This window comes from Actinomyces sp. S6-Spd3 (assembly GCF_000758755.1).
Classification (GTDB): domain Bacteria; phylum Actinomycetota; class Actinomycetes; order Actinomycetales; family Actinomycetaceae; genus Pauljensenia.
Genome location: NZ_JRMV01000279.1, coordinates 140,031 through 155,639, shown reverse-complemented (window position 1 = coordinate 155,639; position 15,609 = coordinate 140,031). Strand labels below are relative to the sequence as shown.

15 protein-coding genes are annotated in these 15,609 nt (G+C 58.3%); 8 read left to right on the top strand and 7 right to left on the bottom strand.

Features of this window, described 5'->3' with window-relative positions; genetic code table 11:
* Positions 1-4 precede the first annotated feature (4 nt).
* From folK to HMPREF1627_RS07010, 3 genes are read left to right on the top strand one after another with little or no spacing between them, the layout of a single operon-like run.
* On the top strand, positions 5-2,488 hold the full coding sequence (gene folK / locus HMPREF1627_RS07020) for a 2-amino-4-hydroxy-6-hydroxymethyldihydropteridine diphosphokinase (protein ID WP_234305278.1): 2,484 nt from the start codon (positions 5-7) through the stop codon (positions 2,486-2,488).
* The gene (locus HMPREF1627_RS07015; RefSeq protein ID WP_052040876.1) at positions 2,485-3,024 is read left to right on the top strand and encodes a DUF3180 domain-containing protein; all 540 of its coding nucleotides are present in this window, start codon (positions 2,485-2,487) and stop codon (positions 3,022-3,024) included. The genes folK and HMPREF1627_RS07015 overlap by 4 nt, the downstream gene beginning before the upstream one ends.
* Entirely contained in the window at positions 3,024-3,857 is an 834-nt protein-coding gene (locus tag HMPREF1627_RS07010; RefSeq protein ID WP_234305277.1) for a phage prohead protein, read from the top strand. The genes HMPREF1627_RS07015 and HMPREF1627_RS07010 overlap by 1 nt, the downstream gene beginning before the upstream one ends.
* An 11-nt stretch (positions 3,858-3,868) precedes the next feature.
* Here HMPREF1627_RS07010 and disA read toward each other — a convergent pair whose 3' ends face one another.
* From disA to HMPREF1627_RS06990, 4 genes are all read right to left on the bottom strand, one after another.
* Positions 3,869-4,939 carry a DNA integrity scanning diadenylate cyclase DisA gene (gene disA / locus HMPREF1627_RS07005; RefSeq protein WP_034502381.1) on the bottom strand — a complete coding sequence of 357 codons (1,071 nt, stop codon included), beginning with the start codon at positions 4,937-4,939 and terminating at the stop codon, positions 3,869-3,871.
* A 71-nt stretch (positions 4,940-5,010) separates the two neighbouring features.
* Positions 5,011-6,369, bottom strand: a complete 1,359-nt coding sequence (gene radA, locus HMPREF1627_RS07000) for a DNA repair protein RadA (protein ID WP_081940789.1) — start codon at positions 6,367-6,369, stop codon at positions 5,011-5,013.
* 77 nt (positions 6,370-6,446) lie between these two features.
* Positions 6,447-7,115, bottom strand: a complete 669-nt coding sequence (locus HMPREF1627_RS06995; RefSeq protein WP_034502375.1) for a potassium channel family protein — start codon at positions 7,113-7,115, stop codon at positions 6,447-6,449.
* A gap of 65 nt (positions 7,116-7,180) precedes the next feature.
* Positions 7,181-8,731 (bottom strand): TrkH family potassium uptake protein, encoded by a 1,551-nt coding sequence (locus tag HMPREF1627_RS06990; RefSeq protein WP_034502372.1) that lies wholly within the window; start codon positions 8,729-8,731, stop codon positions 7,181-7,183.
* 191 nt (positions 8,732-8,922) lie between these two features.
* On the opposite strand from HMPREF1627_RS06990, the gene HMPREF1627_RS06985 reads away from it, so the two are divergent.
* The 3 genes from HMPREF1627_RS06985 to HMPREF1627_RS06980 all read left to right on the top strand — a co-directional run bounded on the left by HMPREF1627_RS06985 (position 8,923) and on the right by HMPREF1627_RS06980 (position 10,101).
* Entirely contained in the window at positions 8,923-9,141 is a 219-nt protein-coding gene (locus HMPREF1627_RS06985; protein WP_009408561.1) for a helix-turn-helix domain-containing protein, read from the top strand.
* A gap of 82 nt (positions 9,142-9,223) precedes the next feature.
* A complete protein-coding gene (locus HMPREF1627_RS10235) occupies positions 9,224-9,322 on the top strand; it encodes a 30S ribosomal protein bS22 (RefSeq protein WP_003792170.1) in 99 nt (32 codons plus the stop codon).
* A 113-nt stretch (positions 9,323-9,435) separates the two neighbouring features.
* Positions 9,436-10,101, top strand: coding sequence for a histidine phosphatase family protein (locus HMPREF1627_RS06980; RefSeq protein WP_034502369.1), 666 nt, complete (start codon positions 9,436-9,438; stop codon positions 10,099-10,101).
* Here HMPREF1627_RS06980 and HMPREF1627_RS06975 read toward each other — a convergent pair.
* The 3 genes from HMPREF1627_RS06975 to HMPREF1627_RS06965 are packed head-to-tail and all read right to left on the bottom strand — an operon-like array spanning position 10,091 to position 12,757.
* Entirely contained in the window at positions 10,091-10,486 is a 396-nt protein-coding gene (locus tag HMPREF1627_RS06975; RefSeq protein ID WP_034502367.1) for a phospholipase, read from the bottom strand. The genes HMPREF1627_RS06980 and HMPREF1627_RS06975 overlap by 11 nt on opposite strands.
* A gap of 22 nt (positions 10,487-10,508) precedes the next feature.
* Complete coding sequence (locus tag HMPREF1627_RS06970) at positions 10,509-11,432, bottom strand: 1,4-dihydroxy-2-naphthoate polyprenyltransferase (protein WP_034502366.1); 924 nt, start codon at positions 11,430-11,432, stop codon at positions 10,509-10,511.
* A complete protein-coding gene (locus HMPREF1627_RS06965; RefSeq protein ID WP_034502365.1) occupies positions 11,429-12,757 on the bottom strand; it encodes an AMP-binding enzyme in 1,329 nt (442 codons plus the stop codon). Before HMPREF1627_RS06965 ends, HMPREF1627_RS06970 begins: the two co-directional genes overlap by 4 nt.
* Positions 12,758-12,909: 152 nt before the next feature.
* Between HMPREF1627_RS06965 and HMPREF1627_RS06960 the strand changes: the two genes are divergently transcribed.
* Together HMPREF1627_RS06960 and fbaA are read left to right on the top strand one after the other, a co-directional pair.
* Positions 12,910-14,355, top strand: a complete 1,446-nt coding sequence (locus tag HMPREF1627_RS06960) for a L,D-transpeptidase family protein (protein ID WP_034502363.1) — start codon at positions 12,910-12,912, stop codon at positions 14,353-14,355.
* A 142-nt stretch (positions 14,356-14,497) separates the two neighbouring features.
* Positions 14,498-15,523: a class II fructose-bisphosphate aldolase gene (gene fbaA / locus HMPREF1627_RS06955; protein WP_034502361.1), complete on the top strand. Its 1,026-nt coding sequence runs from the start codon at positions 14,498-14,500 to the stop codon at positions 15,521-15,523.
* Positions 15,524-15,609 lie beyond the last annotated feature (86 nt).

The window sequence follows — 15,609 nt, the reverse complement described above, 5'->3', positions numbered from 1 at the left end:
CACGGTGGGACAGCTCGATGTCATCGCATTACGCGGCATTTCAGCGCAGGCTGTCCATGGAGTCCTCACGAAGGAGTGGAATGCTCCTCAATCTTTCTCGGCTGACATCCTCCTGTGGGTCGACACCGATCAAGCGGCCCTCAGTGACGATATTGCCGACACTGTCTCCTATGCGGAAATTGCCGAAAAAGCGCACGCAATCCTCAGAGGTCCTTCGGTTCGACTGATCGAAACGCTGGGACATCGGATTGCAGACGTCGCAATGGAAGATGAGCGAGTACGCGGCGTTGAGGTCACCATCCACAAGCCCGATGCTCCCATTGATGTTCCTTTCGCTGATGTCTCGGTGACGATCCGTAAGGGAAATATTCCCCTACCTTTCGTTGCGGCTTCTCATGATCTTCCTTTCGATGGGCCGGCTTCGGAAGAAGCGACGCAGCCCAGTGGCCCGATTGCGCCTGAAACTGGCGCAGATGAAGACTGTGATATCCCCAGCGCTGGCGTTGAAACGATTCTGCCTCCCAGTTCGGAGGCAGACACTGCCCCGGTAAGCGAAGCTGCCTCGGAAATTGAAGCCCCGGCGGAGCCTGTCAAACACTCGCACCGCGGTGCCTACGCTGTCGATGATCGCCCTCCGACATGTGACGTGGTCCTAGCCTTTGGCGGAAATCTTGGGAATGTTCCCGTCACTTTGAAGAGGGCCATCGAGGAAATCTCCCAGTGGGACGACGTTGATATCACGACTGTCTCTCCCTTGGTGCGTACCCGCGCTGTATTGCGGCCGGGGCAAGATGCCCAGCCGGATTATTGGAATGCCGTTGCTCTGGGAACAATTACTCTTGCCCCTCTGGATTTCCTTGATCGCATCCACGAACTTGAGGCGCGCCTGGGACGCGTGCGCCACGAGGTGTGGGGCGCGCGCACCATCGATATCGACGTCATCGATATCAAGGGAGTGACATCGGATGATCCGCGCCTGACGCTGCCTCATCCGCGAGCACACGAGCGAGCCTTTGTTCTTTCCCCGTGGCTCATGGCAGACGAAAATGCAGAGCTTTCGGGATACGGCCCTCTTGCAGATCTCATTGCCCAAGCGCCCGACCGAGGTGGAATCCTCGACGCGGTTGCCAATTGGATGGAAGATTCCGAGTCGGTCATCGCTGATTCAGACGAATTACTCGAAGAATTGCGTCTGCCCCGCCTGGAACAGGCCGAAAAGCTTCGTCCCCTCAAGCTTGAAACGAATGGTATTTCAGTACGTCCAAGCCGCCTGGACATGCTTCCCGAGGCATCTCGTTCCGATCTGGCTCCCGACGATGAAGGTACGGATTTCGTCTGGAAACAGCTGTGGAACCGTTGGAGTTCCCCGGTGGATTCGGTCGAGTCTCGCCACGTTGAGCTGTCAAAGCCTGCAGCCTCGCAGCCTTCGGTAACGTCGGCCCCCACGACTGCAGCGTCTTTTGAGCCCACAACCGGTGATCGCCCGTCGCATGAAGCTGATTCACTCGTTCCGCCCAGCATAGCTTCATCGAATGAGGCGCCCATTCAGCTTGCAAGCCGCCAGCTCCCGGCACCCGCACCGCTGAACGTTCCACCGCTGAAGCCTTCTCGTCTTTCCGGTCAGACAGATAGCTCCGCTTCGACCCAGCTCACTGAAGGAATGGTCTCTTTGGCGCCTCGTCGCCCCATTCCCACGGCTCATGTCGAACAGCCCACGGTGGTGCGCCGCCCCCTCTTCGAGCGCGTGCAGAGCCGTGAGTCGGAGATCCCGAGCGCCTCCCTTGAGGTTGCCCCAGAACCTCCCACGATTCAAAGCACGGACCCGCAGGAAGAGGCTTCTCCCTCAACCTCGCCGATTACCGCGGAAGTTCCCTTGAGCCGCAGGAAGCGCCGTCCTCGCTGGCGTCCTGTGACCGAGGAGGGAACCGGTATTTCCACGGCTAATTCCCCGCGTCCTTTCCGTGCTCGCACGGATCGTTTGGCCGCGCAATCGCACCGCGCTAAGCCCTCGCACCGCGCGCCCGAATCCCAAGATTCAGCATCGAAGACCGCTCAGCAGACCTCACCCGTTTCCGAGGCCGACGCTCAGCAGCCCCGCCGAAGCTCACTTTTCTCCCGCCGACCCGAGCAGGCCTCGGCGCAAGAGAAAACCAAGGCTCAAGGAGACGCTCAAGCGCAGGACGCTGCGGCCTCGCGGCGCACCCCTGCAACGCGCGCGCTTCCGGGCTGGACTTTCTCCGAGGACGTTCGCGTGGTCGATGACTCCAGCGCACTGACCCCTCGCGAGGCGACTTCGCCCCCTCAACCCAGTCTTCCCCCGCGCTACAGCCACGTGCTGGATCCCAAACTTGCCGATACCATCGATCAGGGGCCGGCACAGGAAACGGGACCGCAGACTCCCTCCTCAAGTGTTCGTCGCAATGTGACGATCCGTCCCAGTGTGACCGGCCAGATTCCTGTCTTCCGTCGTCGCCCTGAGGACTCATGAAACCGCTGAGTATTGTTCTTCTTGTCGCCGAGGCAGCTGCTGCCTCGGCGCTTGCAGCTGCGGCCACTGCTGTTGCGATTCGCTTGGGACAAGGCCCCTGGATTATCCATCCCGCACTCGCGTTGGTTTTCGTTGTTGTTGCAGGAATCCTCGTGTGGCTTGGCCTGCAGGTTCGTCGCTTCCGTGCTCATAAGACCACGTGGATTGATGCCGTTGCAGCCTTGAGAATCGCAATGTTTGCACGCGCGAGCGCTCTGGTGGGAATCCTCAGCAGCGCAATTATGGTCGGGATGTCTCTTGCTTTCTTCACGCGCTGGGAAGCTCAAGCCAGCGTTTATGCGGCAATTTGCGGCCTGATTTGTGCGCTCGGTGCCTGTGCGTGGGGGACCGCCGGGATCATTGTTGAACGCTGGTGTGTCATCGATCCGAAGGATGACGCCAAGGAAGGTGAACAACGAGCACACGGAGCCAAGGGGACACTTGGGGCTTCGAGCCGCGTGGGTGCCGGTAGTGGAAAGTCGCAGGGGGCGATCTAATGGCACAGCGTTCTGGACGATCCTCGTCGAGGCCCGTGCGTCCCTCGGGTCGCTTTCCTTCCCAGCAGGGGAAGAAACGAAGTGCTGCCCGGCCTGCGCAGGTCCCGACCTCGCTGTGGGTGAGAAGAATCGTCACGGGACTTGGCTTACTTCTCATCGTCGCGCTTCTTATTTGGGGGATCGCAAAGGGAGTCTCGGCACTGACGAAGTCCAAGGAGGCAGAGCCCCAACCACAGCCCACCAGCGCGCAGCCTACACCTACAGCAACAGCGACGGGCGCGGCCTCGTTGAAAGACGGAGAAACTGCAAGCAGCGATGGCATCGTTGATGCCGATGGACGCGTCCGGATCCCTGCGTGTGCACCGGCAGATCTAACGGTTCGTCCATCTGTATCAGACACCTTGGTTGGGCAAACGCAAAATGTTTCTGTTGCGATCGAAAACCGAGCAGGGGTTGCTTGCTCCTTTGAATTCGGACAGATCGATCTGAAGATTCTCAGCGGCGATGAAACTGTTTACGACGGATCAAAATGCCAGCGTGATCGCACGAGTGCCATTTTGCTCTTGGTGCCAGGCGATACCTCGAATGGCGGTTTGAGCTGGGATGGAGGACTCTACTCGGGGTGCACTCCTCGCGATGGGAACTCTGATGGTGCGACCGATCCCGCGCCGGCCGGTACTTACCGCGTGCAATTGATGCTTGACGGGAAGACAGTCGGAGACGAACGCGTCTTCACGATTACGCAGCCCGCACCAGCCACTACCGAGGCGACGCCTGCGCCTTCCGAATCAGCGCAGTCGCAGGGGGATTCGCAGCAGGGCGAACACGAATAAGCGGCTACGTTTTACCAGCCGACGATTCCCGTTGCCGCCATTGAGAACTGATTCTCAAGAGTTTCACGGATGAGCTTCGCGCGGTAGGGGCCAATACCTTCGATTTGTTGAAGGTCTTCGACGCTGGCTTCGCGAAGATCTGCAAGATTCTCCCAGTGGCTGGTGATTTCCTTGATGACATTCCACGGGAGACGGGGAACCAAGGAGAGAGCCCGGACACCACGGGGTTGGATCATGCGGTCCAGATCGGAAGGATCGTAAACGCCAAGCCCCAAAACGTTTGCGATAGCCGCAAGATCAACAAGACGGTCACTGGCAAGCTCAGACAAAGCAGCTTCGGCGGTCGCCACGGCCGAAGAATCCCTGATGTAATCACGCAGGACCAGAGCGCGCTCCGACCCGGCTCCGCGAACCAGATCATCAACCTGCAGGGCGAGAAGACGTCCTTCCGAACCGAGTTCTTCAAGGTACTCGTTAATTTCAGACGTGATGCGGCGGATCATTTCCATGCGCTGCATGACGGTTGCGACATCGCGAATGGTCGCCGAATCACGCATTTCGAGGATTGTGAGCGTCTGCAAAACTTCATCGAGACGCTGGCTGTAACGATCCAAGGTGTCAACCGCGAGATTTGCACGCGAGAGCAAAGCCTCAGGTTCTTCGACAATGTGGTGGTATTTACCGACGTAGATCGAGATCAAGCGCATGGATGCGGAAACCGAAAGAACAGGAAGGTGCGTTTGATAGGCGGTGCGCTGTGCAGTACGGTGACGCATTCCCGATTCATCGGTCGGAATGGACTGGTCGGGGAAAAGCTGGACGTTTGCCTTGCGAATTCGCCAATTCGTTGGGTCGATGATGACTGCGCCATCCATCTTGCATAATTCGCGCAGACGAGACGCGGTGAATTCCACGTCCAAATCGAAGCCGCCTGAGCACAGCTCTTGGAGTTCAGGAGAAAAGCCGAGGACGATCAGTGCGCCCGTGTGGGAGCGCTGAATGCGTTCGAGACCCTCTCTCAGCGCAGTTCCGGGCGCAATGTCCTGTAATGCGCTGCGCAAGAGTGCGGCATCTGATGTCATGAATCCAGCCTTTCAATGCGTGATCCCTGCTCTAAGTGTATTAGACGGATTCTTGCAATGAGCGAAGAAACTCAGCGGATTGCGGCCCGCAGCGCACTTGCCAGATCAGAAATGGGCAAGACAGTAATGCCCTCCACTCCCATGGCCTCTTCGCATCCTTGTGCAGGAATGATTGCGGTTGTGAATCCTAAGCGCGCGGCTTCTTGAACGCGTCGTTTCACTCCGGTACAGGCGCGTACTTCACCCGTCAAACCGACTTCGCCGAAAGCAATGAGCGCGCTGCGAGTGGGAGTCCCCCTGACCGCCGAGACAATGCCGATAGCAGTAGCAAGATCCGCAGCGGGTTCGCTGATTCGAGCTCCTCCGACCGTCGAGGCGTAGACATCGCAATCAGAAGTATCAATTCCGAGCCGTGCCTGCAGGACTGCCAAGATCATGGCCACGCGCGAGTGGTCAACGCCAACCGTTGTTCGACGTGGGGACCCGGCCGAGGTATGAGCTACGAGAGCTTGGATTTCAGTGGGGAGGGGACGGCGCCCCTCCAAAGTGACAGTGACGCAAGAGCCTGGGACGGCAGATTGTGACTGTGAGAGGAATAAGCCAGAAGGATCTGTCAGCCCGATAATTCCGGTGTCACTGAGCTCGAAACAGCCCACTTCATCGGTGGGACCGTAGCGGTTCTTAACGGCCCGCAACAGCCTCAACCGCGTGTGACGGTCCCCCTCGAATTGGCAGACCACGTCGACAAGGTGCTCTAACAAACGAGGCCCCGCGATCCCGCCATCCTTGGTGACATGACCAACCAAAAGGATCGGGATGGAGCGTTCCTTCGCAACACGGATCAACGCGCTGGCAACAGCCCTTACCTGAGCCACGCTTCCCGCACCACCATCGAGCTGATCCGATTGCAACGTTTGGACAGAATCAACAATGACAAGGGAAGGGTTCGTTGCTTCGATGTGGCCAAGCGCCGTGGACAGCGATGTCTCATCGGCAAGGAAAAGCTGAGGGTGGAGTGCGCCGATGCGTTCCGCGCGGCCTCTAACCTGCGAGGCAGATTCTTCCCCCGTGATGTAGAGGACCGGGGCCGCGCCGGCGCAGGTCGAGGCAACCTCTAAGAGAAGCGTCGATTTGCCAACACCCGGCTCTCCGGCAAGGAGGATGACGGCCCCGGGGACAATCCCGCCTCCGAGGACGCGGTCAAATTCCCCGATACCGGTGGCTTTGCTGCGTGCTTTCTCTGCACTGATGTCATTGATGGGCAGTGCGGGCTGGCGCGGGGTAGTGGCAAGCGTTGTTCCGGGAGATTGGACAGCGGGACCGGATTCTTCCATCGAGTTCCACTGGTGGCACTCGCGGCACTGTCCGACCCATTTGGGTGAGGTCCACCCGCATTCGCTGCACCGGTAAACGCTTTTCTCTTTAGCCATGTCCCTACGCTAAACCACGCCGGGTGCATCTGCGTCCAGTTGTGGACGCAGACAGAAAAATTACTAGGCGCAATAGATCACGGACGATTGGCGAAGTACTCCAGCAGACGCGTATCACCCGAGACAACGATGACGTCTTCCCGATTAATGCGCGTCGTGGAATCCGCATACTCGAAAGGCGCGCCGGGACGAAGGATGCCCAGCACGTTCACGCCGTAGCGGCCTCGCAAATCAAGCTCACTCAAGGTGAAGCCACAAACTTCTTTAGGGGGACGCAGCTTCATGATTGCGAAGCCGTCCTTATCCATTTCGATGTAGTCGATCATGCGTCCACCCACGAGGTGAGCGGTGCGCTGACCGGCATCGAATTCGGGGGCAACAACGTGGTGTGCGCCGATGCGACGCAAGATACGGCTGTGCTCGCGCGAGATTGCCTTCGCCCAGATATTGGTCATGCCCAAGTCGACAAGGTTTGCCGTGATGAGAACGGAAGCCTCCAGAGAAGAACCGATGCCCACGACCGCTGAATGAAAGTCGCGCGCACCCAGCTGGTTGAGTGCTTCCATTGAGGATGCGTCGGCCTCGACAACGGGAATGCGACCGGAAAACTGCTGGACGCGGCGAGAGTCTTTTTCGACCGCCAATACCTCGTATCCGAGCTTTTCTAGGGTCAGCGCGACGGCTGAGCCAAAGCGTCCCAAGCCAATAACCAGGGTTCCCGATGAGAGGTCCTTATCTTCTGCCATAGTCGTATTCTCCCACGCGCATGCGGTTTTGGTTGGAATCAATATGGAACGAGGCCGGGCTGGGGCTAGCCGATGAGGGGAGTTTCTGCGGGGAAGCGAATGGCACGAGGCCGATCGCGCAGGGCGAGCGCTGCAGCAAGCGTCATTGTTCCGGTACGTCCGGCAAACATGAGCGCGGCCAGTACATACTTCGCTAGCGCCGGGAGCGCGGGGGTGATCCCCGTTGAAAGCCCCACTGTTGCAAAGGCAGATATCGATTCAAAGAGGACGACATCCAAGGTGTAACCGGTCAGTGAGAGCAGGATGACCGTCGAGAGGCCGACAAGGAGAGAACCCATGAGAGTGACCGCAACCGCGAGGCGAAGAACGCCGTGGGAAATGCGGCGGCCGAAGACCTCGATGTCGCGATCGCCTCGTGCCTCTGCAGCAGCAGCGAGCAAAAGAACCACGAAGGTGGTGACCTTGATGCCGCCTGCCGTCGACACGGAGCCGCCGCCGATCATCATGAGGACATCTTGGATGAAGTGAGTTTGGGGGCGCATCTGGCCGACGTCGAGTGCGGAGAGTCCGGAGGAACGAGCGTTGACTCCACCAAGAAGCGCATTGAGAAGCTTCGAGGAAACATCGAGGTCACCCAGCGTTGAGGGGTTGGTCCACTCTGTGATTGCAAGGGTGATGGTCCCGAAGAAGGTCAGAAGAATGTAGGTCGAAAGTGTGAGCTTTGTGTGGAGCGCCCACTTCGACGGGGTACGCCAATGCTGCGAAAGATCAAGGATTACCGGGAAACCGATAGCGCCCACGAAGGTTCCCAGAATAATCGGTCCGAGCATCCACCAGTCATTGTGATAGGGGGTGAGGCCACCACTGAGGATCACAAAACCAGCGTTATTGAAAACCGAAATTGCCATGAACATTGCGTGGAAGAAAGATTCGACAAGTGTGTCGTGGCCAAGAGTGATGAAGCGTGGGAGGAAAACGAAGGTGAGAAGGATCTGTGCGCTTAAGGAGGTAAAGATGACAGCTTTGAGGAGCGCTGTCAGTTGCCCCATGCCACTTGATTTTGTTTCGACTGTCGCGAGCATGCGCTGGGTGAGGCCGAGCTGGCGTGACACTGCGTAGCCCAGAATAGTTGCGAGAGTGACGACCCCCAAGCCGCCAATAAAAATACCCAATGCGATCACCGAGTGGCCGAAGGGTGACCAATAGGTAGCGGTATCGACGACGGTTAAGCCAGTGACGCAGACGGCAGAAATTGCCGTAAAGAGAATATCGATGAAGGGTGCGCGTTCCGTCGAGGCTGTTGCAATGGGGAGCGCAAGAAGCGAAGTAATAAAGGCAATGAGCATGACGAAGACGATCAATGCCAGCCGAGCGGGAGAATAACGAGCTTGACGAGCAAACCATACGCGGAAGCGCATCCATGGTCCCGAGTCTTCAAGAACCCGAGGACTCACTCCACGCGGGTAAACAACGGCGGGAGAGGGACGATCTTCGGAAGCAAGTGGCGCGGTCGAATAGTCACTCGAACGGTGCTCAAGAGCCCGAGCATGGGAGCTAGGAGAATGTCGACGGGGTATCCCGCGACGCACGCCTCGGCGTCGGTTAGAACGAGCCATGTCACCTCCCGTTTTCACTCGTCAATGTTCATCCTAGTGCCCAAAAAGTCTAACGCCTGAAACGTTTGTGAATAACGTGACACAGGTGGCTGAAGTAATTACATGAAATTGAAGTGGAGAAAGTTGCATTTTGGGGGAGTGAATCACGTATCATAGGACGGAAATAATCTTTGCACGTCTGGGAGTCATCAATGGATCAGCACTCTGCCCCGCGTTTTATGACGGTATCTGAGGTGGCGGACATTATGCGCGTCTCGAAGATGACTGTTTATCGTTTGATTCACAGTGGAGAGATGCCGGCAATTCGCGTAGGCAAGAGCTTCCGCGTTCCCGAATCAGCTGTGGGACAGCTGATCCGTGCCGGTCTGACTGATCACATCGATGAACGCGTTGCGGGGATTAACGGGTAATATAAACCTGCTGTGCCTTTTGGCACCTGACGTCAGGCGGTAGTCACCTCTGCCGCACCTACACACTCGAGGGAGGAACCCCATGGGCTCCGTCATTAAGAAGCGCCGCAAGCGCATGGCGAAGAAGAAGCACCGCAAGCTGCTGCGCAAGACGCGTCACCAGCGTCGCAACAAGAAGTGATCTTCTTGAAGGGTCCCTCCACAGGTGGGGCCCTTCGGCATATCTCCTCCATTCCCTCCTCTTCTCGCGTTTTGCCCGCGTGTCGATGATGGGAGCCACGAAAGGCTTGTGAAATGAAGACCGTCATCCATGTGATGCGCCACGGAGAAGTCGATAACCCAGACGGTATTTTGTACGGCCGCCTTCCCGGCTATGGCCTTACCGACCTCGGTCACCAAATGGCCGAGGCCGTCGCCGACTACTTGGTGGATACCGACGCGGATATCACCCACGTTGTCGCCTCGCCCCTGCTGCGCGCACAACTCTCAGCTGCCCCCACGGCCTCGGCCTACGATCTCGAAATCGAACACGATCACCACCTGATCGAAGCCGAATCGGTTTTCGAGGGTGTCGCGGTAAACGCAAATCGATGGATTTTGGCGCGACCGCAATACTGGCGCTACTACGTTAATCCTCTGCGTCCATCGTGGGGAGAATCCTACGCCCACGCTGCACAGCGCATGACCCGCGCGGTCGCCCGTGCACTGCGTGAAGCTCGCGGCCACGAGGCCTTGCTGGTTTCGCACCAGATGCCGATCGTTTCGCTTCAGCGTCTGATCCGCCACCAGCCTCTGGGGCACTCGCCGCTGTCGCGCCAGTGCTCTCTTGCGTCCTTGACATCACTGATTTTCGACGACGATGTGCTGGTCGGAATGACCTACACGGAGCCCGCTGCGCACCTGCTTTCCCAGGCCTCGGACATGGTTCCGGGAGTATCTGAGGCTCAGCTCAAGCGCTAGGCGTCGGGTCTTCGTCCTTGCCTGGATCAGAATCCTCTCCATCGGCTTCGCTGGAGGGGTTTTCTGTTTTCTTCTTCTCTTCTTCGCGCTTGCGTTTCATCTGGAGATCACGTTCGAGGCGGAAGAGGAACTCGGGATCATCATCGGGCGCTGCTGGAGCTTTTGGAGAGCCCTGTTCCTGACGTTGTTCTGCATTCGCAACAGCCTTGAGGACAATCCACGCCAGCGCTCCCAAAGAAAGGAAAGGAACCGTGACGACCAAGATGATGAGCCAGGTCATTCGCGGCAGATTCAAGGGCATGCGGTCCGCAGGAGTTGTCGCCCAGTCCGAAATTGCATAAACGGATGCAGCAAACCAGGCGATAACAAAAAGAACGCGAACCATACGTCGAGTGTAAAGCAGGTGATCAAGCAAATGTACTTGAGACCAAAAGGGCGCTCACGAAGATGGCCCAGCCCAAGGTCAAGAAACCCGTGTGTTTAAGGACCATGATGAGTCCCTTCCCGCGCAGGTCGCTGAGGACCAGATACGCGGGCTGAGTAATCGCCAAAAGCCACGTGATCGAGGCCAGAATGCACACGATCACAGGAGTGCCAACGGCCTGGGGAAGAGCGGCAAAAACTGTGATGGGGAAGAGAAGACACAGCGCATAAATCCAGCGTGAGGTCCGCTGTCCCAAACGCACCGCAAGAGTCTTCTTTCCGCTCGCGCTATCTGTTGGGATATCGCGGATATTGTTCACCATGAGCATGGCAACCGAGAGCAGTCCCAGGCACGAGGCCATGAGCCACAGCCACCAGGGAGCCTGAGGGGTGTGCGTCCAAGTCGTCCCGACCGTTGCCATGAGGCCGAAAAAGACGAAGACGAAGAGTTCGGATAGCCCGATGCCCATGTATCCGTAGGGGTGCTTTCCTCCCGTGTAGAACCAGGCTGCGGCAACGGCTGCGATACCGGCTGCAATGAGGGCCCACGCTGCGCTAAGTGCGACCAAGATCAATCCGAGTACGCCGGCCGCCGCGAAGCATCCCAGTGCTGCGCTTAGAACAGTTCGAGGCCGAGCAAGCCCCGACCCGGTGAGGCGCTGGGGACCGCTGCGCTGGTCATCCGTCCCGCGGATCCCGTCGGAGTAATCGTTGGAGTAGTTGACACCAATTTGGAGGAGCAGGGCGACGCTGAGTGCGAGGACGGAGCGGAGCGGGTGGAAGCTGCCCAGAGCATAGGCGGCGGCCACACCCACAATGACGGGGGCAGCGGCTGCGGGAAGAGTGCGCAGCCTGGCCCCTTCAATCCAGTCCGCAAGAGTCGCCCCGCCCGGCCTTGCCTGACTCATCGGCGCCACTCTGAATCGCTGCCGGTCAGAGACTCGGCAAGGGCGCGCGCTGCAAGACGGTTGACCTTGCCCGATGAGAGCTGGGGAATCTCAGGAACAAAAATGACGCGGCGAGGTGCTTGCGGTCGACCGATCTGGTTCGCGACCTCCTCGCGGATCTTGTGGCCCCAATGCTCAACGAAGTCTGGGCTGGGCGGGAAAGAAGTCTGCGCCTCGGGGACAACCAGACAGGAGAGGACTTGGCCCCACTTCTCATCATCAAGTCCCACCGACCACGCGTCCTTAACTCCGGACACGTTCTTGAGAGCATCATCAACCCGAATAGGCGGGATATTGAGGCCTCCGGAGATGATCACATCGTCTGCGCGCCCCATGACTTTCAGGCGTCCACCCGCATCAATCATTCCGGTATCTCCGCTGATGAACCAGCGTGTGCCGAGTTCGTCGTGGAAGGGAGTGTCCTGGGCTAGATAGCGAGTCAATAGCACGGGACCCGCGATCGCGACGCGGGTTGCTCCATCCCATTCGAGCGTGCGGACTAGGACTCCGGGGAGGGGAACACCATCGTAGACGCAGCCGCCGCATGTTTCCGTCATTCCAAAGGATTCAACGATGTGGAGGCCTGCTTCTTCTGCGCGGGCGCGCAAAGTTGGATCTAGGCGAGAACCGCCGATGAGAATGGTGTGAAGTTTCGCCATGGCCTCAAGGACCTCGGCTCCGGCGTCGAGGCAGGTTGCCAACTGGGTGGGGACCAAGGACAGATAGCCCGGAAGCTCAGGATCGGAGGTAGCACCTGCAATGGCTGGAAGCAGGTCTTGCGGGTTGAACCCGTGGGTGCAGTCCACGATTTGAGGAGAAATCTCTGTGGCTGCCGCGCGCATGAGGACTTGGGCGCCCGCAATGTGGTGCGAGGCAAGAGCGAGGATCCAGCGTCCAGGATCACCAAGCGCGGAATGAGAAGCCTTGACCGAGGCCAAGAGTGCCTCGATGGAGAGCCCGACCAACTGGGGTTCGCCAGAGGATCCTGAGGAAGCGAGGACAAGATCGATCCCGTCAAAGAGGTTGGGATCGTCGATGCGGTCGGCGAGTTCGGGATAGAGCTCGGGCGGGAAGGCTTCACGAGGCGTAGTCACGGCTGCGCGCAGGCTTGAAGGTGGCACTTGGGCGGGATCGCGGATCACAACAACGGTGCGCGGCGCTGGATGGCTGGGATCGGCCTGGTGCTCTTCATACAGCTCAACGAGCTTGTGCAAGGAAGCGTGCGCCATAGCTACAGATGCCGGGGAGGTGCCCCCCGGAACAACAAGAAGACGAAGGTCACTCACTTTTTACCTCCCCGGTACCGCCTTCTTTAACGGTACGCCTGAACAGCGGAAATAGGGTACCAGGAAACAATCAGCTACGCGCGGCAAGGCTTCGTGGGTGCGAAGCTGTGAGTTTATCGCGAAAACAATGTGAAATCGGTAGGATAGGGACGATGACTGAACATACTTCTTCCCGATCACGCAAGCCTCTGATCCTTGGCGTCTCGCTTGGGGTCTTCTTCGTTGCGCTGATCGCTGCGGCTGTCGCTTACGCAGTGCACTACTCGGCGCGTGCTCTGCCCAATGTGACCGTGGCCGGACAGTCCGTTTCGGGAATGACTCGCGATGAAATTGTCTCCATGGTCGATGAGCGCGCCGCCGGGATGAAGGTCAACCTCAAGGTTGAAGGGCACTCCACTGAACTTGCGCTTGCTGACATGGGCATGACCGTTGATTCTCAGGGGAGTGCGGAGCAAGCTCTTGCTCCGAATAAGAGCATCTTGGAACGTTTCAAAGCGCTTGCAGTTCATCACGACGTCCCCGCTGCAGTCACAGTCGACGACGTCAAGCTCAGGGACCTGTCGAATAAGGTTGCCTCTTCCCTGGGAACACCGGTCGTTGATGCCAGCGTGCATCCCGCGGAGGACCAGGAATCCTTCGTGGCAACCTCTTCGCAGGCTGGCCGTGGAGTTGCCTACGAAGAACTTCGTTCAGCCCTTGGCGAGGCCGCTCGCATGCTGCGGGGAGGAGACCTCGAACTCACTGCCTCGAATCTGTCTCCCGTCGTTGACGATCGCACGGCACAGGGGATTGCCGATAGCGCGAATAAGCTGGCGCAGATCCCCGTTGAGATCTCCGATGGTGAGGACGTGATCCAGGCCGATGCGAAGGCTCGCGTTGGCTGGGTCAAGATCTCGGCCGCCGAAAACGGTACCTTGAATCAGCCGACGATCGACGATGAGCGCGTACGTGAGTGGGTTCGTACTCAGGGGGAAAGCACCAATCGCGAGCCTGTGAATGGTCGTCACAACGTGAATTCCGCTGGCGATATTGTCCAAACCCCGAAGAAGGCTGTTGATGGTCGCAAGGTGAAGGACCTTGATGCCCTCTCGTCTTCTGTTATTGAATCGCTCAAGGCAAATCGCGAATTTAAAGGCGAGTTCAGCTACGACACGACTCCTGCGACTTATGAGCGCAAACTGATCGCAGATGGCGCAGAAAAGCTGGTGTATCAAGCAGCACCGGGAGAGAAGTGGCTCGAGATTAACCTCGGAAACAACTCTGTAACTGCCTATGAAGGTGCGACGGTGGTTCATGGTCCAGTCGCAATTGTTCCGGGTTCTCCTGGCCATGAGACCGTGACGGGTCTGTACAACGTTTACCTCAAGTACCAAGCACAAGACATGGGCTGTACTCCGGATTGGCCCTACTGTGCCAAGGGTGTCCCGTGGGTGACCTATTGGACCGGTTCTTACGCTTTCCATGGTGCTCCTTGGCAGAGCTCCTTTGGCTGGAGTGGCCCGGGAGGCTCGCACGGCTGCATCAATATGCCCGTTGACGAAGCACGCTGGGTCTATCAATGGTCGGAGATTGGAACTCCGGTCATGTCGCACTACTGAGCCGCAAATCCGCGTGACTTCTTTCTGACTGGGGAATATGTCACGAAAAGATCACGCGATGGGGCCAATAGTCCGGTGATCTTCCGGCACAAATGTGGGAGAATAATTCCTGACAGATGTTGTCATCAATTAGGAGGCTCCTGTGCCCATCGCAACCCCTGAGGTTTACAACGAAATGCTCAACCGTGCGCGTGACGGAAAGTTCGCGTACCCGGCAATTAACGTGACCTCTTCTCAGACTCTGAGCGCTGCACTTCGCGGTTTCGCTGATGCCGAATCCGATGGCATCATCCAGGTTTCCGTGGGTGGCGCTGAATACTGGTCAGGTTCCACCGTCAAGGACCGTATCGCCGGCTCTCTGGCAATGGCTGCCTACGCGCGTGAGGTCGCAAAGAACTACGACGTCACCATCGCACTGCACACCGACCACTGCGCAAAGCAGAACCTGGATTCTTGGACCGAGCAGCTCATGCACATGGAGGCCGAGGAAGTTAAGGCAGGTCGTCTGCCCTGGTTCCAGTCCCACATGTGGGATGGCTCCGCTATCGCCCTCGATGAGAACCTGGAGATCGCCAAGCGCCTGCTCCAGCTCGCAGTTGACTCTCACACCGTCCTCGAGATCGAAGTTGGCGCTGTGGGTGGCGAAGAAGACGGCGTCGTTGGCGAAATCAACGAGAAGCTCTACACCTCGACCGCAGATGCCATCAAGACCGTTGAGGCTCTGGGCCTGGGCGAGAACGGCCGTTACATCACCGCTCTGACCTTCGGCAACGTGCACGGTGCGTACAAGCCCGGCCACGTCAAGCTGCGTCCCGAACTCCTGGGCACCATCCAGGAAGAGGTCGCCGCTCACTACGGTCTGGATCACCGTCCCTTCGACCTGGTCATGCACGGTGGCTCTGGCTCGACCGACGAAGAGATCGCACTGGCAGTTGCCAACGGCGTTATCAAGATGAACGTTGACACCGACACCCAGTACGCCTTCACCCGCCCGGTCGTCGACTGGATGATGACCAACTACGAAGGCGTCCTCAAGATTGACGGTGAGGTCGGCAACAAGAAGAAGTACGACCCCCGCGCATGGGGCAAGGAAGCGGAAGCCGGCATGGCTGCACGCGTCGTTGAAGCTGCTGAGCGCCTCGGCTCGGTCGGCACCAAGATGCGCTGATCGCTTCTGAGCAAGCACATCTGGTGGGGGTACCTCAAGGGTGCCCCCACCTTGCTTTTATTTTGAATGCGGCGACTCAAATCTCG